The following is a 20766-nucleotide window of genomic DNA, read 5'->3' as shown; positions in this document are numbered from 1 at the left end:
AAAAGACATGGCCGACCTGGCCGGAAAGATTGCCGTCGTCGTCGGCGCGGCGAACCGGGACAACATGGCTCAGGTGATCGCGCGAAGGCTCGCATCCGATGGCGCCACCGTCATCGTTGCCGGGCGCAAGGCCGAGGAGCTTGACCGGCTAGCAGCCGAGATAGGCGGCCTTGCCGTCACCGGGTGCGATCTTACCAGCGAGGATGACCTCGCCCGCCTCGGTGAAGCCGCTACTTCGGCGTATGGTGGCATCGATATTGCCGTGAACGCAACCGGTTGGGGCTTGCTCAAGCCTTTTCTGGAAACCACCAAGGCCGACATCGAGCGGATGACATCGCTTCAGTTCACCGGGGCAATCCTGTTCTATCAGGCGATGCTGCGCGTGATGCGCGATGGCGGATCGCTGATCCAGATCTCGTCGGCCACGGCATCCATCATGCTGGAAGATCATGCGGCTTATATGGGAACCAAGGCCGGTGCCGATCATGTCATCCGGTGCGTCGCCAACGAGTTCGGGCATCGAGGCATTCGCGCGAACTCGGTAGCACCGGGTTTCACTGTCACACCAATGACTGAAAAAGCCGCCAAAAACAGTGCGATAATCGATACATTTACGAAAGAATATCCGCTTGGCCGGGTGGGGACGAGCGACGATATTGCCGAGGCTGTTTCATGGTTGTCGAGCGATGCATGCTTCATGAGTGGGCAGGTTCTGCAGGTGAACGGCGGACTGACTCTCCGCCGTAATCCAACCAACGCCGAAATCGTCACCGCCGTGAAAGCCGCGCGTCAGACAGCATGATCCTGGGCATCCATCACCTCGCCATCTCGACGCCGAACCTCGAACGGTTCGTCGATCACTATCAGCGTTGGTTCGGGTTCGAGCGAGCGGGCAAGGCCGGTGGCTGGGAGCCAGGCAATGAACGCATCGACACGATGGTGGGCCTCACGGATAGCAGCGCGAAGTACGAGATGATCCGCTTGGGCAACCTGCACATCGAGGTTTTCGAGTACAGCAGCAACGACCCCCAGACGGTCCATCCGCGGATGTGCGACAGAGGCATCACCCATCTGTGCCTCTATTGCGACGATGTCTTTGCCGAGCACGAACGGCTTTCTGCTCTGGGTATGGAGTTTAATTGCCCGCCGGGCGGTTCGGCAGCAACACGAGCCACCTATGGCAAAGACTGCGACGGTAATGTCGTTGAGTTATTACAGATAGTTGATCTAGACTGTGGATTCGGATTCGAAAAGTTGGGTGCCCCCTGTTAGGCGACGCCGCAGGACCCAGTGCGCAGTTATGGACACCCAAGTTGATAGATGAAAACCCTTACGTAGATGATCCTGAGGCTGAACGTCGCCTAGGCTACACTTACGATGAAATCTCGCCGGACTTATTCCGCGCGGAGCCCATACCAAGCGGACTGCTCCGACTGTACGGAGGAATGGCGCTTTCTCAATGTCTGGCCGCTGCCAGGCTGACGGTTCCAGACGACAAGACCGCGCATAGCCTTCATGCCTATTTCCTGAAGCCGGGGCTGATCGATCGTCCGCTGGACATGCAGGTTTCGCGCGAAAGTGACGGGCGCAGTTTTGCAAATCGAACGGTGCGCATGACGCAGGATGGCGTGCCCATCATCAACATGATGGCGTCGTTCAAGGCGCCGGAGGGTTCGGGGCGGCACGGAATTTCGATGCCCGATGTGCCCGCTCCCGAAGATCTAATCAGTTTGGACGAACTGGTTGCCAACTATGGCGACCGGCTGCCTGAACGCCACCGACCTTTCTGGTGCCGACGTCAGCAGGTGGATTGGCGTCCAATCGGCTCTTTCGCTTTCGACGAGCGCAACCTGCGGCCGGCGAGCCGGGACTTCTGGTTTCGTTTTAATGGTAAGGTCGAAGGCGCGCTGGATGTGCATCAGCGGTTGCTGGTATACGCATCCGATTTGCACATCTTCCACACTGCTTTGGGCCCTCTTGGTATCGGATGGGCGAACGATTATTTGCAGAGCAGCAGTCTGGATCACGCCGTGTGGTTTCACGACGAGTTTCGGGTCGATGAGTGGATGCTCTATTCGCTCGACAGTCCGGCGGCGACCGATGCGCTAGCCTTGGGGCGGGGCAATATCTTTCGCCGGGACGGAACGCTGGTGGCGACTGTATGTCAGCAGGGTCTCGCCCGTGTGCTGGAAGAGAAACGCGAAGGAAAATTGTGACCGAGCCATTTAAGCCCGCCAAGCCAACCCGAACGTTCGAGGACCTTGAGTTGGGCGAATTTCGCCAGTCGTCACCTCGGACGGTGACCCAGGATGAGATCCTGGAATTCGCCCGCAAGTACGATCCGCAGTGGTTCCATACCGACCCGGAAAGCGCGCGGGAATCGGTGTTCGGCGAGGTGGTGGCCAGTGGCATCCATGTGCTGGCCCTATGGCGGCAGATGGATCATGAGATCAATTGGGATATTGATTGGGTCTGCGGCGTGGGCTGGGACGAACTGCGACTAAAGCGCGCCATACGTGCAGGAGATACGATCCACGTCACCAGCGAGATCGTCGCCCTCGAACCGTCCACGTCCCGCAACGACCGCGGCACGGCGAAGACCCGCTATGCGGTCATGCTGGCAGACGGGACGGAAGCGGTTACGTTCACCAGCATCAATCTAGTCTACACTCGAGAGGCGCGGGACAAGATGGCCGGGACCGCCAGATAGAGCGCTGTCCCCTCCCCAATCAATCCAGTGCCGCGAGCATGTCTCGCGTGAAGGGGCGCAATCGAGTGCCGTGTCCGGCACGCACCAGATTTGCCCAGTCCGGATTGGCGATCATCGCGCGGCCGACCGCAATCATGTCGAATTCATCGTTGGCGATATAGTTCGCGACGGTTTCGACGTCGCGACTGCGCGGTGCGCTCTCCGCAATCCCGCCGGTAGCCTCGGTCTTGCCGGCCTTGAAGTCCTGCTCCAGCGTGACAGAGCCAACCGCTATCGTTGGTATGCCCGTAAGCTTGCGAAACCATCCCGCCAGCGTCATTGGATCGCCGTCGAAACCTGGTTCCCAAAATCTACGAGTGGAGCAGTGAAATGCATCCACGCCGGCATCGGCGATCGGCTCCAGCAAAGCCCCGAGTTCGGTCGGTGTTTTCGCGATACGCGCGGCATAATCGAAGCTTTTCCATTGTGACATGCGCAGTATCACCGGGAAGCCGGGGCCTGCGGCTTTCTTGCACGCGCGGATCAGGTCGACCATGAACCGGGTACGCTTGTCGATGTCACCACCATACCGGTCGGTGCGACGATTGGTCCTATCCCACAGGAACTGATCCGGCAGATAGCCATGCGCGCCATGAATCTCGATCCCATCGAACCCGGCATCCCGCGCTGCGGAAGTGGCGCGGGCGAAATCGGCGACGGTGTCCGCAATGCCGCGTTCATCCAGGGTATCGCCTCCCGTTTCGCCAGTTCCCAGCAGACCCGATGGCCCTACCCGCGCCGGGCGTTGCTTGATCGTCAGCGGGTTTACCTCGGTAGGAGAATCCTGGATGCCGACATGCCAAAGCTGCGGCATTATCCGCGCACCGGCCTCGTGAACCTCCCGCGCGATCAGGCTGCAGGCGGCGAGGGTTTCCGGTTGATATAGCAGAGGTATGGGGCCGTCATGCGCGCCCGCCGCATTGACTGCCATCCCCTCAGTGATGATCAGACCAGCGCCGCCTTCGGCGCGGCGGCGGTAATATGCCGCTACATCCGGCCCGGGTACGCCCCCCGGCGCGAACTCGCGCGTCATCGGAGCCATGGCGATACGGTTGAGAATAGTCACGCCGCCGATGACGATCGGGCGGAACAGCGCATCGGCTGCGGTCATGGGGCGTCGTCCTGTTGAACGACCGTGGGGGGCAAGCGCGTGCTGCCGCCGTCCGCGAGCCATCCGCCATCGGCCACCAGTTCGGTCCCGGTTACGAAGCTGGCGTCATCGCTCGCGAGAAACGCGATGCAGGCCGCCATTTCCTCGGCCGTGCCCATGCGGCCGACAGGCTGCAGCGCGTCCATCGCACCGCGTGCTGCTTCGCGATCGGCGGATGCTGAAAGGCGTCGCTCGTGGATGGGAGTGTCTATGGCGCCAGGATGCAGGGAGTTGCAGCGGATACCGCGATATTCACTGGCACATCGCACCGCGACGGATTTGGTGAGGAGCCTGATGCCGCCCTTGGTTGCGTTATATGCCGGAGTCTGCGCCATGCCGATGAACCCGGCCATGGACGATATATTGATGATCGATCCGCTGGGCCCGCCGGGATTGTCGCGCATGGCGAGAACGCCGTGCTTGCAGCCTAGCATCGTTCCGGTCAGGTTGATGGCCAGCATGTTGTTCCAGTGATCCAGGGTGACCTCCTCGATCGGCTGCGCGCTGGTAATGCCGGCGTTGTTGACCAGGATGTCGAGCCTCCCGAAGCGTTCGAGCGTTGCTGTCAGGACGGCAACCCACTGCGCTTCTTCGCGCACGTCATGAACCATGCACAGCGCCGCTCCATTGGCGCCGTTCGATTGAGAAGTGAGATCCGTCGAAACGACCAGCACTCCTTCTGACGACAGGCGCTGCACACTGGCGCTGCCTATCCCCGATGCTCCACCGGTTACGATGGCGACGCGTCCTTCGAGCCTTCGCATGGCACATTCTCCCAGATTGTTATCGGAGGCAGGGGTATCGGCATACCTCAGTTAAGGCAACCGCCTTATGTCAGCCGAAAACCCGCCATTCGGACAGGTCCGCAGGATCGCGGAAGGTGGAATACTTGCCGTGATGACCGTTGATTGAGCGGCGCTGCTGTGGCGATGATGACAAGCATTGGGTGAGGAACGCGATGTCTTTAGTGATTGATCCGAAGGACCCGTTGGACGTGTGGAACGCTTCCATTCCCGCATGGGTGCTGCACCGCCCCCCCGAGTCGACGGCGCAGCGGGCGATCGTACGTCAGGAGATCGCGGAAGCCGGGCGGCGTCTGGTATGTGCATCCGGTCTGGAAGGGTTGACCCTCCGCAGGCTTGCAAGCGCGATGAACTGCAGCACCACTACCATCAACCAGCACTTCGCCGACCGGCGTCAACTGTGGACGGCCATCTATCGTACTACCATCCTGCGAACCCAGGCCCGCATCCGGCGGGCGTACGAGGAAAGCGGGGGCAGCCCCCTCGCCTGTACGTTAGCGCAGATGCCCATCGATCAGGAGGGGCGCGAGGACTGGCAGATCTACGTGGCCCAGTATCATGTAGCCTGCAATGACGAGGAACTGGCCCGTGAAGAGCGGGAGCAGGTTCGTTTCGCCATGCGGGATTTCGCGGAATTGCTGCACCGTGAGCATGGATTGCCCCTTGCACGCGCACGGAAAGCAAGCCGGCAGATCATCACCCTGCTCGTTGGTATCGCGACGCAGGCGCTGTTCGAGCCTCGCAGCTGGTCAGCACGGCGCCAGAGGCAGTTTTTAACAGAACACTTTGAGCTTCTGGGACTGCCTATTTAACCTGGAAGAAAAAGCTGCAATTTAACCTAGAGAATTGACAGATGTTAATTGTAAAAAACATGTGTTATTTACTATTCTTACGATGAGATTTTGTTATGTAATTATTTTAAATAGGTCCAAGAATAATTTCTGCTGCGCTCTGACATACAATTCGACTTACGGCACGTTTTTGGTCCATGCGCCTTATCCGCAGTCCGGTTTCGCTTTGTTTTCGCCGTTGATGCAGGCTCCCGCTTACCCGTAACCTAGCTTCGCCTCCGGTGAAAAAGCCGGACTGAGAGATGCGTGATACCGCACCTTGGGCAACGACCGATGCAGAGCGTCGGCGGGTGGCAGGGAAAGAGGAAACTGGGGGAGAAATCCGATGGCTCGACGGCATGATTTGAAAATGGGTTGCGCGCTGGCACTGATCCTTGGCGCAGGAGCGCTGCTGCCCGGTGCGGCGGCTGCGCAGGACGAGACGACAGCCGTCAGAGGACCCAATAACGACGGCGACATCATCGTCACCGCTCGCCGCCGTGAAGAATCCCTGCTCGACGTGCCGGTCGCGATTTCGGCAGTCAGCGCCACGCAACTCGAACGCAGCGGCGCCACGGATCTGCAAAAGATCGGGCAGATGATCCCTCAGGTTATCCTTGCCAAGACGGGCGGCGGTGGCGCCGGCGCCAGCTTTACCATTCGCGGCCTCGGTTCATCAGCGCTCGATGCTGGTATCGATCAGACCGTCTCATTGAACATCGACGGGATCCAGATCAGCCGCGGACGGCTTGTTGCGCAAAGCTTTTTCGATGTGCAGCAGGTCGAAGTTCTGAAAGGCCCGCAAGCTCTGTTCTTCGGCAAGAACAGCCCGGGCGGCGTTGTGTCCGTCCGCACCAAGGGCGCAACTGCCACACTTGAGGGGTATGGCCGCGCTGGCTACGAGTTCCGGGCGCGTGAGCGTTTCGTGGAAGGTGGTATCTCTGGCCCGGTCACTGACACACTGGGTTTCCGCGTCGCTGCACGTGGCAGCAAGATGGACGGCTATATCCGCAACGTAGCCGGTCCCGTCACGGTGCCCAGCGCACCCAACACACCGGGTGTGGGAGCTGCCCATCGCCGCGATCCCGGCACGCGCGAAATCCTGGGTCGTCTGACGCTCGAATGGAAGCCGACCAGCGATTTCGACGCGACGTTCAAGCTGTTTGGCGATCGCATGCGCGATAATGGCGAAACGGCGGGAACCGAACTGCTGTGTTCGGGCAGCCCGCGAACGCTTGATCTGTTGTCGGGCACTTACGTCACGGATCCTTACGGCGACTGCAAGCTGAACGGAAAACGTTCGCTGGGTGCTTTCAATCCGATCATCGCGGATAACTATCCCGGCTCCAACGGCGGCGTTCCAATCACTCGGTATGAATCAATACTGACGTCGCTGACGATGAACTATCGCACCGACACGCTGGCATTCACGTCGGTCAGCGGGTTCTGGCGCTATTCGAACGATTCGTTCGACAACTTCTCATTCGATTCCTCGCCGATCGTAGCCGGCGCCAACAAGGATGCGTCCCAGGCATTCACGCAGGAACTTCGCGTCAATTCATCGTTCGATGGACCAATCAACTTCGCCGCCGGGCTGTTCTTCGAAAGCTCCAAGCGCGATACGCGCGGCAATGGCTTCGTCGCCAACGTTGGGCCGGACCCGCGCAACGGGCAGTACAACAACTGGCAGTTCCTGACCTTCAACAAGGGCAAGACCTATTCGGCGTTTGGCCAGTTGATCTGGGACGTGACCGATACCGTCGAATTGGCCGGCGGCGCGCGGTGGACCCGTGAAACCAAGCGCACGCGCCAAGGCAACAGTTTCGTCAACCAGAACTTCGCCCCGCTGGGCATCACCGCTACCGAGGGCGTGTTCACCGAAGGACGGTTCTCTGACGAGCAGATCTCACCAGAGGCGACTCTTACCTGGCGGCCGACGCCGAACACCACGCTCTATGGCGCGTTCAAGACCGGCTACAAGTCTGGCGGCTTTTCGAACCCGTCCATCCTGTCGTTCGGACAGACCGTTGCCGATCTGGGCTTTGCTCCGGAAAAGGCTGACGGCGGTGAAATCGGTTTCAAGGGTGAGATGCTTGGCCGTCGCCTGCTCCTGAACGTGACTGCCTATCGCTACACGTTCAAGGGGCTGCAGCTGACTTCGTTCAATCCCTCGCCCCCGTCATTCACGATCCGCAATGCTGCTTCGGCACGGACCAGCGGCGTTGAAGCAGATGCTTCGTTTGCCGTCACCCCGGACTTCACCGTGCGCGGCGCGGTGGGTTACAACGATGCGAAGTACCTGAACTTTGCGGCCGCTCCCTGCTATGCGGGACAGACCGCCGCCCAGGGATGCAATGGAACGATCCAGGATCTGTCCGGCACCCATCTGGTCCGCGCGCCTTCATGGAACGTCACCGGTGGCGTAGCCTATGACATGCCGCTCGGCAGCGATGTCGGTCTGGGGCTGATGGCCGATGCACGCTACACCAGTGGATACTGGCTGCTGGAGAACCAGAATCCTGTCGGCTACCAGAAGGGCTTCGCGACGCTGAACGCAACTGCGCGCCTGCATGCGTCCGACGATGGCTGGGAACTGGCGTTGATTGGTCGCAACCTGACCGACAAGTACTACGGCGTGGCCGGCGCCGAAAAGCCTTTCGGCACGCCTGACGCAGTATGGGTGAGCATCGGCCGCCCGCGCGAGGTGATGCTGCAGGGCACCGTCCGCTTCTGACCCCCCCAAGTCCTGCCGCCGCTACCCCCCTCCCGGCGGCGGCAGGCAACCGGAGATTATTTCATGGCCCTCCACGATCCGAACGAGACAGTCCTTGCCCACGTTCGGGCAAAGCATCAGTTGTTCATCGATAACGAGTGGCACGACGCCGCCTCCGGCAAGACCTTTGAGGTCCGTAATCCTGCGACCGGCGAAACCGTTGCCCATGTGGCGGAAGGGGATGCTCAGGACATCGACCGGGCGGTGCGCGCTGCACGCCGGGCCTTCGAGGAGCGCCGTTGGTACGGTTTGCCACCCGAAAAGCGGGCAGACATCATGTGGAAGCTTGCCGAGTTGTTCGAGCGTGACGCCCGCACGATCGCGGAGATCGAAGTCATCGACAACGGCATGCCCATCGCGTTCGCCGAATGGATGGTTGGCAGCGTGGTGCAGGGGCTGAAGTATTACGCGGGGATGGTCACCAAGATCACTGGCCGCAACGCCTCCCCCGCGATGGCCAGCGACGCACTGAAAATGCACGCCTACACCAGCGTCGAGCCAGTGGGCGTGGTCGGCACGATCATTCCCTGGAACGGCCCGATCGGCGTGATGATGATCAAACTGTCGCCCGCTTTGGCCGCTGGCTGCTCGGTTGTCATCAAACCTGCGGAATTGACGCCGCTTTCGGCGCTCTACGCCGCCAATCTGATGGTGGAAGCTGGTATCCCGGCGGGCGTCGTCAACATCGTTCCCGGCTATGGCGCTACCGCCGGGCAGGCGCTGGTCGACCACCCGGATGTCGACAAGATCAGCTTCACTGGCTCCACCGCTACCGGCAAGAAGATCGTCCAGTCTGCCGCCCATACGCTAAAGCGCGTGACGCTTGAACTGGGCGGAAAGTCACCGGTGGTCGTGTTCGATGACGCCGATCCCGAAGTGACCATTCCCGGCGCATCCATGGGCATCTTTGCCAACACCGGCCAGGTCTGTTTTGCCGGATCGCGCCTGTTCGTGCAGAAAAAGTCCTACGACAAGGTCGTCGCCGGCATTTCGGACTTCGCGAAGAATCTCAAGATCGGTCATGGCTTTGACCCGGACAACGCCATCGGCCCCCTCATCTCTGAAGGACAACGTGACAAAGTGTCACGATATCTGGAGACCGGCGTGAAAGAAGGCGCTGAGGTTGTCACCGGGGGCAGCACGGTTGGCAACCAGGGCTATTACATCGAGCCTACGGTGTTCGCTAATGTCAACGCAGACATGAGCATCGTGAGGGAGGAGATCTTTGGTCCGGTCCTGGTCGCCACCCCCGTCGATGACCTCGACGATATCGTGCGCGCTGCCAACGATACCCGCTATGGTCTTGGTGCGGGCATCTATACCACCGACGTGAACAAGGCCCACCTCACCGCCGCCCGCCTGCAAGCGGGCAACGTGTGGATCAACGGCTACGGCATGATGCATCCGGCAATGCCCTTCGGCGGCTATAAGGAATCCGGATGGGGTCGCGAAAATGCCGAGGAAGGCATTCGCGGTTATCAGGAAACGAAATCCGTATTCGTCTATCTCAAGGGTTGAACGTGATCTTCGGCATTAAAAATCGGCGTCGCGGAAGCAGCGCGGTGATGGCGTGCGCCCTGCTTGTCGGTTCGGCGCTCAGTTCCTGCGCCGTGCAGCGGGATGATGCCTCCAAAAGTGACCCGCGTCTGCTCAAGGCAAGTGATAAGGCCGAGGACAGCAACTGGCTGAGCCACGGCAGAACCTATGACGAAACGCGTTTTTCACCGCTGAGCCAGATCAACGGTGAAACCGCGCCGCGTCTCGGTCTTGCCTGGTATGCCGATCTCGACACGTTTCGCGGACAGGAAGGAACGCCGCTCGTCGTCGATGGCGTCATGTACGCGACGACGGCTTGGAGCAAAGTCGTCGCGCTGGACGCCGCGACAGGCAAGCAATTGTGGACGTATGATCCCAAGGTGCCGGGCGATAGCGCAATCCACGCGTGTTGCGACGTCGTCAATCGCGGCGCGGCTTATAGCGATGGACGACTCTACTTTGGCACGGTGGATGGGCGACTGATCGCGCTGGATGCCAAGACCGGACGCCAGCTTTGGCGCGTCCAGACTACAGACCCGAAAAAGCCGATGGCGATATCCGGTGCGCCGCGTGTCGCTCGGGGTAAAGTTTTCATCGGCTTTGGCGGCGCGGATCAGGGGATGCGCGGCTACATATCCGCGTACGACGAAAAGACCGGCAGACTTGCGTGGCGCTTTTACACCGTTCCCGGTAAGCCCGGCGCGAAAGACGGCGCCGCCTCCGACGAAGTGCTGGAGCGTATGGCGCTGCCGACCTGGGCCGGTGACTGGTGGAAGATCGGCGGCGGCGGTACGGCATGGGATTCGATCGTCTATGACGAAAAGCTCAACCGCCTTTACGTCGGCGTCGGCAACGGTGGCCCCTGGAATCGGGGCGTCCGGTCCGCCGGCAAAGGCGACAACTTGTTCATCGGCTCGATCCTCGCGCTTGATCCCGACACCGGGAAATACGTGTGGCATTATCAGGAAACGCCCGGCGATCAGTGGGACTTCACTTCGACCCAGCAGATGACGTTGGCTGATCTGACGGTCGGCGGGAAATCGCGCAAAGTGATCCTGCATGCCCCCAAGAACGGCTTCTTTTACGTGATCGACCGGGAGACCGGAAAGCCGTTGTCGGCCGACAAATTCGTGCCGGTCAACTGGGCCGATCGGGTGGACCTGAAGACTGGCCGGCCTGCCATCAATCCGCAGGCACGGTACGATAAATCCGGTAGTTTCATCGCGACTTCCGGGCCATGGGGCGCACACAACTGGCATCCAATGGCGTTCTCGCCGCGAACCGGACTGGTCTATATCCCGGCGCAACAGCTTCCGGCAGTCTACACGCCGGATGGCGCATTCAAGTACCGGCCCGGACTGCTCAACATGGGATTGGGTGAGCCCGGCAAGTTACCGCAAGACAAGGCCGCCATCGAGGCCATGCTGAAATCGTTCGAAGGCCGCCTCATCGCGTGGGACCCGGTCGCCCGCAAGGAAGTGTGGCGGGTGCCTTACAAAGGGCCTTGGAATGGCGGTGTGCTGGCCACGGGCGGAGACTTGGTATTCCAAGGTGATGCGCAGGGATTGTTCCATGCCTACGATGCCGGCAATGGCCAGCAACGCTGGCAGTTCGACGCACAGCAGCCGATCATGGCCGGACCGGTATCCTATGCCGTGAACGGATCGCAGTTTATTGCAGTGATGTCCGGCAAGGGTGGCGCATACAACCTCGCTATGCCGAGCTATGCCGCCCCGCAGCAGCGCCTGCCCGGCCGTATTCTAGCTTTCAAGATCGGCGGCAGTGCTAAATTGCCCGCCCCCGAGAAGGCCCCGCCAGCTCCCTTTGCGCCGTCGAATGAGACGTTCACGCCGCAGCAGATCGCCAGAGGCAGCCAGCTATTCGCCAGCACGTGCAGCGCGTGCCATGGCGTTGAAGGGCTTTCCTCCGGAGTGCTTCCAGATGTTCGCCGTTCGGGGGCGATCGCCGACAAGGGGGTATTCAGGCAGGTGGTTATCGATGGCATCCTGGCCGATCAGGGCATGGTTTCGTTTCGCCGCTATCTTTCGGTCGACGACGCTGAGGCAATCCGTGCCTATCTGAACGGAGAAGCACGCAAAGCCAAAAACACTGGTGAGCCTTGAAGCCAAAAATTGATCATTAGCGCTTTATTTTTAAGGCATATGATCTAACATTGGCATCACAAAGAAAACCAGGAGAGAATCTGATGGCCGATGTCGGCACCCAGGAGCGGCTGGAATCGTTCAGCCTGCTCGATCCGATGACGCAGAGCGATCCCTTCGCGATGTACGAGGCCATGCAGGACGCGCCGGGTATCTACCAGATGCCGGAAACAGGCTTTTACATCATATCGCGTTACGCTGATTTACGGGCGGTTCTCACCGATCCGGTCACGTTCTCCAACAAAGTCGATCGCGCTTCTCTGCAAGGGCCTGAGAATGCGGCCAAGCTGCGTGATTATATGGAATCGCGGGGGTGGCCGCACATCTCTACGCTCCAGCGTACCGACGCGCCGGATCATGGGCGCTACCGCAAGTTGGTGGATCGCGTGTTTACGGTCGGCCGCGTTCGCGAAATGACCCCGCATATTGAAGAGACTGCCCATCGTTTAATCGACGGCTTTATCGATCGCGGTGAGTGCGAATTCATCAACGAATACGCCATGCTGCTGCCCGGCACGATCCTCGCTGAGGAGATGGGCCTGCCGTCAGACCAGGTAGCGACATTCAAGAAATGGGCGGACGCGATGCTTGCGCCGGCATCCTACGTGATGACCGAAGAGCAATTGCTGCGCAACGCGGACATCGAACTTGAAGCGCAGCATCATCTTGCGCGCCTGTTCGAAGAGCGTCGAGCAAATCCTATTGGTGACTGGATATCCGCCCTCGCAACGGCTCACGGTGAAGGGGAAGAGCCGCTTTCAATGGCAGAGTTGCAGAGCGTCATGAGCCAGTTAATCGGAGGCGGGTTCGAATCGACGATGACCGCAATCGGCCATGCACTGATGCAACTCATCAATCACCCCGATCAGATGGCCCGGCTTCGTGAAGATCCCAAGCGGACCAAGAATTTCGTCGAGGAAGTGATTCGGTTTGAAAGTCCTACGCAGGGTCTTCGTCGTCGCACGACGCGTGATGTGGAATTAAGCGGCACGCTGATTCCCAAAGATTCCGTGGTGATCGTGCGCTATGGCGCCGCCAATCGCGATGCCGCAAAATTTGCCTGCCCGCACGCCTTCGATATGGAGCGCAGCAATGCCGGCACGCACCTTGCCTTCGGGGCGGGTACGCATTTCTGCGTCGGTGCAGTACTGGCGCGACAGGAAATCGCTATCGGTATCTCGGCGATACTCCAAAGGCTGGACGACATCGAACTTGCCCGACCGCTGACGGAGCCGATCCATCGCGCCAATTTCCTGACCCTTCCCTTGCGCGAACTGCCCATTCGTTTTCGCGCGCGTTGAAAGCCACACCGATGACCCGCAAGGAAGACCGCATCGAACTGTTCGTCGTGGTCAAGGGCCACGCGTTTTCGCGCGATGGGCTGGAGGCCATGCTGCGGGCCGTCGGGTGTGAGCCGACCATGGTCGATCAGCCGGCGGCCGCCATCCTGCTGAATCCCGAACACATGCGCCGCTACGACGCAATCCTGTTCTACGATATGCCCGGACTGGACTTCCGCGCCCCGATTGAGGAGCGCCCCGCCTTCGTCCAGCCGCCCGCCTATTTCACAGAGGGCTTCTGCGCGCTGATGGACGAAGGAAAAGGCATGGTCATGCTGCACCACGCTATTGCGGGATGGCCTGAATGGCCCGCTTATGCTGAAGCGATTGGCGGGCAGTTTCTGTACCGGGATGCGGTGATCGATGGGAGGGGTCGCGAAGACTCCGGCTACTTGGGTGATGTTGCATACACCGCTCGCGTCGCGGATCCGAAGCATCCGGTAACGGCCGGTTTGCCAGACCGCATTGAACTGGTGGACGAACTTTATTCGCAGCAGGTGTTCGACGACCCTTCGATCCACCCATTGCTCTACTTGGACAGCGACATCGCGCCCGAACGCTTCCAGTCGGCCCGCCGCGCGGTTCAGCGGCTTGCCGATGGCGAGGGCAAGCCATGGCACCCCGTCGCCGTCAACCGGATACTGGCGTGGACAAAGCCCGCGGGAAACAGCCCACTGGTGTACATCCAACCAGGTGATAGTCCGGAGACGTACGCAAACCCACAATACCGCCAATTAGTAGGCAATGCCCTTCGCTGGGTCAGCAGCGCTGGTGCCCAGGAATGGGCGCGCGAAAGCAACGGTATCTAGTAAGCGCGGCGATTACAAATGATGGGTCCCGAATCCCCTCCGTACTTTGCATCTGGAGGATATGAAGCAAATTCGCCACACCACTTTGATTGTTATTAAATTATTAAAAAGGCAGTTGCCTTAATTTCATAACCGGCTAGATTTCGGGTCGACCGCAAGAGGCACCACAAGCGCTGCGGATCAAGACAGCGCAGCAAGCGCGGAAAAGTGTTGGTCGAGGGGATCTTCTGAAATGCAATCCGACATTCGCAAACCGCAGATTCAACGCGGCATTCTTCTGGCGGGCACTGCCCTGCTGACGGCAGCATGGCCCATGAGCGCGGCATCTGCGCAGACCGCTGCCGAAGCGCCGCAAGTGGCTGAAGAGGCTCCTCCTGCGGGTGACATCGTCGTAACCGCCCGTCGTCGTGCCGAATCCGCGCAGGAGGTGCCGGTTGCGGTTACGGTATTCTCGGCGGCCGAAATTGCTCGACGCGATCTGACTAGCCTGGAGCGCATTGCCGCCGCCACACCGCAGCTCGTCATCGGTCGTAACGTGTCAGGTTCAGGCGCGCAGCTTACATTGCGCGGCATTGGGTCGAACTCTCTGTCGATCGGGGTTGAACAGTCGGTCGCGGTGATTGTCGATGGTGTCTATTATGGCCAGGGCCGCACTATCAACGAAGGGTTCTTCGATCTTGCTTCGATGGAAATCCTGAAAGGACCGCAGTCGCTGTTCTTCGGCAAAAACGCTACGGCGGGCGTGATTTCCATCACCACGGCAAATCCAACTGATCACCTCACCGCGCAAGTTCGCACCGGGTACGAATTCAACGCCCAGAAAGTCTATGGTGAAGGCTTCATCTCCGGCCCGATCGGCGACACCGCCGGTTTCCGTCTGGCAGTGCGCGGATCGAAGGATTTCGGTTCGCTGTTCGACAATCGCGCGGGCGATATCGTGTATAATACCCGCGACACGCCCACCGCCGGCACCGTTGCGCCCAATACCCCGCACATCGCTCCTCCAAGCAAGTCAGGCCCGCGCGAGCGCGATATCCTTGTGCGCGGCACGCTCCGCTGGGAAGCGACGGACGATCTGACCGCCACGATCAAGGCAAACTATGGCTTGAACAAGACGTTGGGCGGCGCGTGGAACTATAACATCTTCGCCTGCGACGGTGGCACCAGCACCACAACCCCGGGAGTTGCATGTACGCCCGGTTTCTACAACCGCATGAACGATCTGCCGAAGGATATCGCCGATCAGACCGCCCTGGTTCGCGACTACAATTTCAATGACTACCGTTCGTGGGGCGTAACCGGCAACATCGATTACCAGCTGGGCCAGCTAGCGATCACGTCGGTCACCAACTACAACTTCAACCGCAATCACTGGACTGCGGACATCGACTATCAATCGTCTCCCACGGTAAACATCTGGGGCGGTGAAGTCAGTCGCTGGAAGGCGTTCAGCCAGGAGCTTCGTGTGCTGTCGCAGTTCGATGGCCCGATCAACTTCCTGCTGGGTGGCTATTACCAGAACACCAAGCGTACGTTCGATCAGGTTGTCATCAACGCGAACGCGGAAAACAGCGCCGCGCCGCAGGGCTATCGCTACGTCCAGTACGCAAAGCAGTCGACCACCGATGGCGAAACGCTTTCCGGCTATGGTCAGGTGATCTGGAAAGTCATACCTGATATCGAAGTCACTGGCGGCGTTCGCTATATTCACGAAACGAAGGACAGCTCGTTCTTTCAGCCATACGCGAACCCGCGTTTCGCCGGGATCAACTATGACGTCACTCGCCGGCTTGTCGCGAACCAGACCTTCAACAACTGGTCTCCGGAAGCGACGGTGGCCTGGAAGGTCGCGCCCGACATCAATATCTACGGCGCCTACAAGACCGCGTACAAGTCGGGCGGCTTTTCCAACAGTTCGATCCTGACGCCACTGACGTCGGCAGACTTCTTCACCTTCGATCCTGAAAAGGCAAAAGGCTTCGAAGCTGGCATCAAGACCCTGCTGTTCGACCGTCAGCTTCGCCTGAACGTGAGCCTCTACAGCTTCAAGTACACCGATCTTCAGGTGACGTATCTGGACTCGGCGGCACTCAGCTACAACTCGGTCAACGCCGGGTCGGCGCGCACGCGCGGCATCGAGGTCGATTTCGACTACACCCCGCGTGGGCTGGCTGGTTTCGGGATCAACGGATCGGTCAACTACAACAAGGCGGATTACGGCGATGGCATTGCTCCGTGCTACGGTGGTCAGTCCTTGGCGAACGGGTGTACGCCCGGTTTGCTGGTGCCGCCGATCCCCGCAACCGGAACCACGCCTGCACGCCCCGGCACGCCTGGGCAGAACCTCAACGGTGTGCCGACCTTCGCCGCTCCGCGCTGGACCGCAACGTTGGGCATGAAGTACGATACCGATCTGAGCGACAATCTGACCGCCGGGTTCGGGATCGACAGCCGGTACAGCTCAAGCTACCTGACTTCGGCTTTCGGGTCTCCACTGTCGCGCCAGGGATCGTACATCAATCTCGATGCACAGATCCACATTCGCACGGCGGACGAGCGTTGGGAATTGGCGCTTCTTGGCAAGAACCTGACCAATCGCTTTGTCGTCACCGGCGTGACCGACGCATCGGGTTCGGGCCTTGGCACCGGCACCAACAACAACCGGATCGCCGATCAGGCCGGTTTCGGCGCAATGCCCCGCACGGTCGCGTTGCAGCTGACGTGGCGCATGCCCTGATCGACGCCTGACGTCCCTTCGGATTATTGACGGAGATATCCTTGCCCGAAACCGCCCCCCTTGTCCCCGTCTCTACGATGCCCGATCTCATGACGGTCGGGGGGGCACTGGTCAATGCTGCCGATCGCTTTGGCGATCGGCCAGCGCTTGTCTACGATGGGCAGGAAGCCACCTATTCGCAACTGCTCGATCAGGTTGTGGAGCGGGCGAAGGGGCTGATCGGGCTGGGCGTTAAGCCGGGAGACCACGTTGGCATCCTGGCGCCCAACTGCTGGGACTATGTGGTCCTGTACTATGCGATAGAGATGGCGGGCGGTTGCGCGGTGTTGCTGAACGCCCGCTATCGGCCAGACGATCTGGCCTATGTCATTCCCAAGGCTCAGATCAGCGTTCTGCTGGTTGGCGGACATGCCTGGAATTTCTGCGACTACCGCCCGATGCTGACCGAGGTTTTCCCGGAACTCGCAACCTGGACCGGCGGCGATCTGGAAGTCGAGGCGGCGCCGGCTCTACGCCTAGTCTTGGAACTGGGTGACGACCGCCCGGGCAATTGGCCCGGGGCCGATCTGCTTAGTTCAGCGGCGGAAAGCGTCACAACGGACGATGTGTTCGCGCGTGCGGTGGCCGTGCGGCCCGATGACATCGGCCTCATCATTTTCAGTTCCGGTACTACGTCCCGGCCCAAGGCCTGCATGTTGACCCATGTATCGCTGACCCGGATGGGACACCGGATGGCGGGCAGCTTCCGCCTGACCTCCAAGGACCGGGTGTGGGACCCGCTGCCGCTCTTCCATATGTCCACGATCCTGCCCATGGCCGGATGCCGGGCCACGGGGGCCTGTTTCGTCGGCATGAGCCACTTTTCCGCCGACGATGCGATGGATCTGTTGATCGAGCGTCGACCGACGGTGCATTACGCCGGTTTCCCGACAATCATCTCGGCTCTCGTCACGCATCCCCGGTTCGATGAATACGATCAGTCCGCCCTGCGCATCAATCACGTTGTCGGCCCGGTCGACCTGATGCGCCGCTACGGCACGCTGTTTCCAAATGCCAAATACGTGAACAGCTACGGTCTGACCGAAGCGACCGGCGTACCTTGCTACAGCAACATCGATGACCCGGATGACGTTCTGTTCTCAACTTCGGGTCCCATCTGCGAAGGGATGGACGTTGCAATTTTCGACGAAAACGATGCGATAGTCCCCGACGGCGAGCCTGGCGAAATCCGGGTGCGCGGGTTCGGCGTGTTCGCCGGCTATTTTGATGACGATGAAGCCACCGCTGCCGCAGTCGATGCCGATGGATGGCTTCACACAGGCGATCTTGGCCGCATCGGTGCCATGGGTCGCCTCGTCTACGAGGGCCGCCTGAAAGACATGCTCAAGATCGGCGGCGAAAATGTCGCTGCGGTCGAGCTGGAAAGCTTTCTGGCGACCCATCCCTCCATCCGGATGGCGCAGGTCGTGGGTGTGCCGGACGAGCGGCTGATGGAAGTGGCTGCGGCCTTCATCGAACTCAATCCCGGCGAAAGCTTGAGCGAGGAAGAAGTCGCGCGCTACTGTGCCGGCCGGATCGCCAGCTACAAGATTCCCCGCTACGTGCGTTTCGTGGATTCATGGCCAATGAGCGCCACCAAGGTCCAGAAATTTGAGTTGCTGAAAGGGTTCAAACCGGATCGCAAGATCGACCCCGCCGCCGTGTCTGCTCCCAAGTCATGACGGCTGTGATACCGGCCGACCCACCGGTCGATCCGGCAACCATTGATGTCGCGATCCCAACCGAACGCGGCGATGGCCACGAACGCGGATCACTCGCGGGCTGGTATCTGATATTCGTCCTGACCCTGGCGTACACATGCAGCTTTATCGACCGGCAGGTCCTCAATCTGCTGGTCGGGCCGATCAAGGCCGAATTCGGACTGGACGACACCCGTCTCAGCCTGTTGCAAGGCCTGGCTTTCACATCCGCCTATGTCATCATGAGCCCGATATTCGGACGGGTCGCCGACGTCGGCAATCGCAAGCGCGTCTTGATGTTTGGCATCGCGCTGTGGAGCGTTGGAACCAGCTGCTGCGGCTTGGCGCGCAGTTACTGGCAATTGTTCATGGCACGCTTCGGCGTCGGCGGAGCGGAAGCCTGTCTTACGCCGGCAGCCTGGTCGATCATTGCTGATGCATTCCCGCCTCGCATGATCCCGCGCGCATTCAGCATTTACATGATGGGTCCTTATCTGGGCGGTGGCTTGGCCCTGATCTTCGGTGGACTGTTGCTCGATGCAGCGCAAGGCTGGGATCTGTCCGGAATTCCGGTGCTGCGATCGATGAAGCCATGGCAGCTGGTGTTCCTGTTGGCGGGCGCTCCGGGCGTCCTGATCGCGGGGATGCTGATTTTCGTCAAGGAACCGATGCGCCTGGCTACATCGGCTGCCACAGCCGCTGGCGGTGAAGTCGAGCGCATGTCTGGTACGCAGATCCGCGACACCTTCCGACGCGGACGCGGCTTCTACGGAAACTTCTATCTGGGAATGCCGCTGTTCATTATCCCGCTTTACGCTTTTCCAGCGTGGATGCCGACGGTGCTGATCCGCAAGTTCGGCGTCTCTGCCTCGCAGGTCGGCGTACAGTATGGCGTCGCGGTGCTGGTCACCGGGTCATTGGGTGTACTTGTCAGCCCATGGATCGCACGGGCGGTCGAGCGGTTTGGCCGTCGCGACAGCTTGCTCGCCGTCGCGCTTGGCTGCTGTGCACTGATGGTACCGCTCAGCATCGCGCTCATGTTCACGAATAGTTATTGGGCGGCCTTTTCGGTCGCAACGATCGCCAGCGTTCTTTACAGCGTGCCACAGGCGCTATCGTCTTCAGCGCTGCAACTGGTGACCCCCAACCGTATGCGCGGCATCGCCTCGTCCATTTACGTCTTCGTTATCAGCGTTGCCGGTCTGGCATTTGCACCGACAATGGTGGCTCTGATCACCGATTACGTCTTCAAGGACGAAGGTCGCGTCGGAGATTCGCTGGCCATTACTTGTGCGTTAGCCGCAGCGGCGGGTACTGTATTTCTGGCTCGCGCCCTGCCCCACTACCGCCAGATGTTGGACGATCCGCTATGAGCCGGCGGCAGGTCCGATCAGATCGCTGAACAGCGGCGCTTGGCGATGATTATGCGGAGCAGTGAGCGCGACCGTCATCTGCACCAGCGTATCGTCGACCAGTTCCTCAAGGGTGATCCCCTGGTCGAAGTTGGGAAAGCCGCTGTCCCGCCGCATAAGCATGTTCAGGAACATCAATTTGCAGAGACCGACGCGCAGCCGCAATTCCACGGGTGGGACATAGCTTATCCGTTCGGTAATAAGCCGCCTTACGCGCCTCAGCGCCGGAACTGGTACTTCGGGGTCATCGTAAGGATGGCGGATGCCTTCGGCTCTCGACCGGGTAAGGTACTGCGCCAGAAAAGCGGAATAGGGATGACGCCCGTTCTCGTCGCTGATCGTCAGGTGCGGCAGACACATGATTTCGAGCAGCGTGCGGGCATCGCCAAGAAGCCCGGCATCTTCCGCCCGTTCGAGCATGGCCATTCGCAACGGTTCGAACAGATTGGTGCGATAGTCGAAGATCGCGTAGACCAACGCTTCCTTGGTGCCGAAATGGTATTGCACCGCGGTATTGTTGCCCTGTTCGGCAGCGGCCGCGATTTCACGCAAGGCAACTCCGTCTATTCCACGGTCAGCAAACAGCTTCTCAGCTGCTTCGATGATCTTCGTCCGCGTCGCGATCGACGTGACGTGGCGTCGCTTTACAGGCGCAGTCTGGGTCGTGATGTCATGCATACGATTGCCTTACTGTTCCGACTGCGAGCGTTAGGCAAGTCGTTACGC

Annotated in this window: 16 protein-coding genes; 13 read left to right on the top strand and 3 right to left on the bottom strand. The window is 60.1% G+C overall.

Translation table 11 applies throughout. The features are described from left to right. Positions 1 to 7: 7 nt before the first annotated feature. From ACZ1JM_RS01400 to ACZ1JM_RS01385, 4 genes are read left to right on the top strand one after another with little or no spacing between them, the layout of a single operon-like run. Positions 8 to 802, top strand: coding sequence for an SDR family oxidoreductase (locus tag ACZ1JM_RS01400; protein WP_465132315.1), 795 nt, complete (start codon positions 8 to 10; stop codon positions 800 to 802). Further along, positions 799 to 1272, top strand: a complete 474-nt coding sequence (locus tag ACZ1JM_RS01395) for a VOC family protein (protein ID WP_465132314.1) — start codon at positions 799 to 801, stop codon at positions 1270 to 1272. Before ACZ1JM_RS01400 ends, ACZ1JM_RS01395 begins: the two co-directional genes overlap by 4 nt. A 41-nt stretch (positions 1273 to 1313) precedes the next feature. Next, complete coding sequence (locus ACZ1JM_RS01390; RefSeq protein ID WP_465132313.1) at positions 1314 to 2216, top strand: acyl-CoA thioesterase; 903 nt, start codon at positions 1314 to 1316, stop codon at positions 2214 to 2216. Next, the gene (locus ACZ1JM_RS01385) at positions 2213 to 2710 is read left to right on the top strand and encodes a MaoC/PaaZ C-terminal domain-containing protein (protein WP_465132312.1); all 498 of its coding nucleotides are present in this window, start codon (positions 2213 to 2215) and stop codon (positions 2708 to 2710) included. The genes ACZ1JM_RS01390 and ACZ1JM_RS01385 overlap by 4 nt, the downstream gene beginning before the upstream one ends. Before the next feature lie 19 nt (positions 2711 to 2729). On the opposite strand, the gene ACZ1JM_RS01380 is transcribed toward ACZ1JM_RS01385, so the two are convergent. Together ACZ1JM_RS01380 and ACZ1JM_RS01375 are read right to left on the bottom strand one after the other, a co-directional pair. Next, complete coding sequence (locus ACZ1JM_RS01380) at positions 2730 to 3860, bottom strand: oxidoreductase (RefSeq protein ID WP_465132311.1); 1131 nt, start codon at positions 3858 to 3860, stop codon at positions 2730 to 2732. Beyond that, positions 3857 to 4663, bottom strand: a complete 807-nt coding sequence (locus tag ACZ1JM_RS01375) for an SDR family NAD(P)-dependent oxidoreductase (RefSeq protein ID WP_465132310.1) — start codon at positions 4661 to 4663, stop codon at positions 3857 to 3859. Before ACZ1JM_RS01375 ends, ACZ1JM_RS01380 begins: the two co-directional genes overlap by 4 nt. Positions 4664 to 4857: 194 nt before the next feature. Between ACZ1JM_RS01375 and ACZ1JM_RS01370 the strand changes: the two genes are divergently transcribed. The 9 genes from ACZ1JM_RS01370 (at position 4858) to ACZ1JM_RS01330 (ending at position 20001) form a co-directional block, all read left to right on the top strand. Beyond that, positions 4858 to 5514 (top strand): TetR/AcrR family transcriptional regulator, encoded by a 657-nt coding sequence (locus ACZ1JM_RS01370; RefSeq protein ID WP_465132309.1) that lies wholly within the window; start codon positions 4858 to 4860, stop codon positions 5512 to 5514. A gap of 364 nt (positions 5515 to 5878) precedes the next feature. Beyond that, the gene (locus tag ACZ1JM_RS01365) at positions 5879 to 8266 is read left to right on the top strand and encodes a TonB-dependent receptor (RefSeq protein WP_465132308.1); all 2388 of its coding nucleotides are present in this window, start codon (positions 5879 to 5881) and stop codon (positions 8264 to 8266) included. A 63-nt stretch (positions 8267 to 8329) separates the two neighbouring features. Next, the gene (locus ACZ1JM_RS01360) at positions 8330 to 9823 is read left to right on the top strand and encodes an aldehyde dehydrogenase family protein (RefSeq protein WP_465132307.1); all 1494 of its coding nucleotides are present in this window, start codon (positions 8330 to 8332) and stop codon (positions 9821 to 9823) included. Between the two features lie 47 nt (positions 9824 to 9870). Then, the gene (locus ACZ1JM_RS01355) at positions 9871 to 11964 is read left to right on the top strand and encodes a PQQ-dependent dehydrogenase, methanol/ethanol family (protein ID WP_465132306.1); all 2094 of its coding nucleotides are present in this window, start codon (positions 9871 to 9873) and stop codon (positions 11962 to 11964) included. Between the two features lie 83 nt (positions 11965 to 12047). Beyond that, complete coding sequence (locus ACZ1JM_RS01350) at positions 12048 to 13304, top strand: cytochrome P450 (RefSeq protein WP_465132305.1); 1257 nt, start codon at positions 12048 to 12050, stop codon at positions 13302 to 13304. A gap of 11 nt (positions 13305 to 13315) precedes the next feature. Further along, the gene (locus tag ACZ1JM_RS01345; protein ID WP_465132304.1) at positions 13316 to 14152 is read left to right on the top strand and encodes a ThuA domain-containing protein; all 837 of its coding nucleotides are present in this window, start codon (positions 13316 to 13318) and stop codon (positions 14150 to 14152) included. 232 nt (positions 14153 to 14384) lie between these two features. Further along, positions 14385 to 16889, top strand: a complete 2505-nt coding sequence (locus tag ACZ1JM_RS01340; RefSeq protein ID WP_465132303.1) for a TonB-dependent receptor — start codon at positions 14385 to 14387, stop codon at positions 16887 to 16889. 41 nt (positions 16890 to 16930) lie between these two features. Next, entirely contained in the window at positions 16931 to 18610 is a 1680-nt protein-coding gene (locus ACZ1JM_RS01335) for an AMP-binding protein (protein WP_465132302.1), read from the top strand. Continuing rightward, positions 18607 to 20001, top strand: a complete 1395-nt coding sequence (locus tag ACZ1JM_RS01330) for an MFS transporter (protein ID WP_465132301.1) — start codon at positions 18607 to 18609, stop codon at positions 19999 to 20001. The genes ACZ1JM_RS01335 and ACZ1JM_RS01330 overlap by 4 nt, the downstream gene beginning before the upstream one ends. Here the strand turns inward: ACZ1JM_RS01330 and ACZ1JM_RS01325 are convergent. After that, positions 19996 to 20718, bottom strand: coding sequence for a TetR/AcrR family transcriptional regulator (locus tag ACZ1JM_RS01325; RefSeq protein WP_465132300.1), 723 nt, complete (start codon positions 20716 to 20718; stop codon positions 19996 to 19998). The genes ACZ1JM_RS01330 and ACZ1JM_RS01325 overlap by 6 nt on opposite strands. Between the last annotated feature and the right edge of the window lie 48 nt (positions 20719 to 20766).

The sequence above is a fragment of the Novosphingobium sp. BL-S-24 genome, from assembly GCF_055521575.1.
Note: the sequence above shows the minus strand (reverse complement) of the source record. Positions and strands in the feature narration are given on the sequence as shown.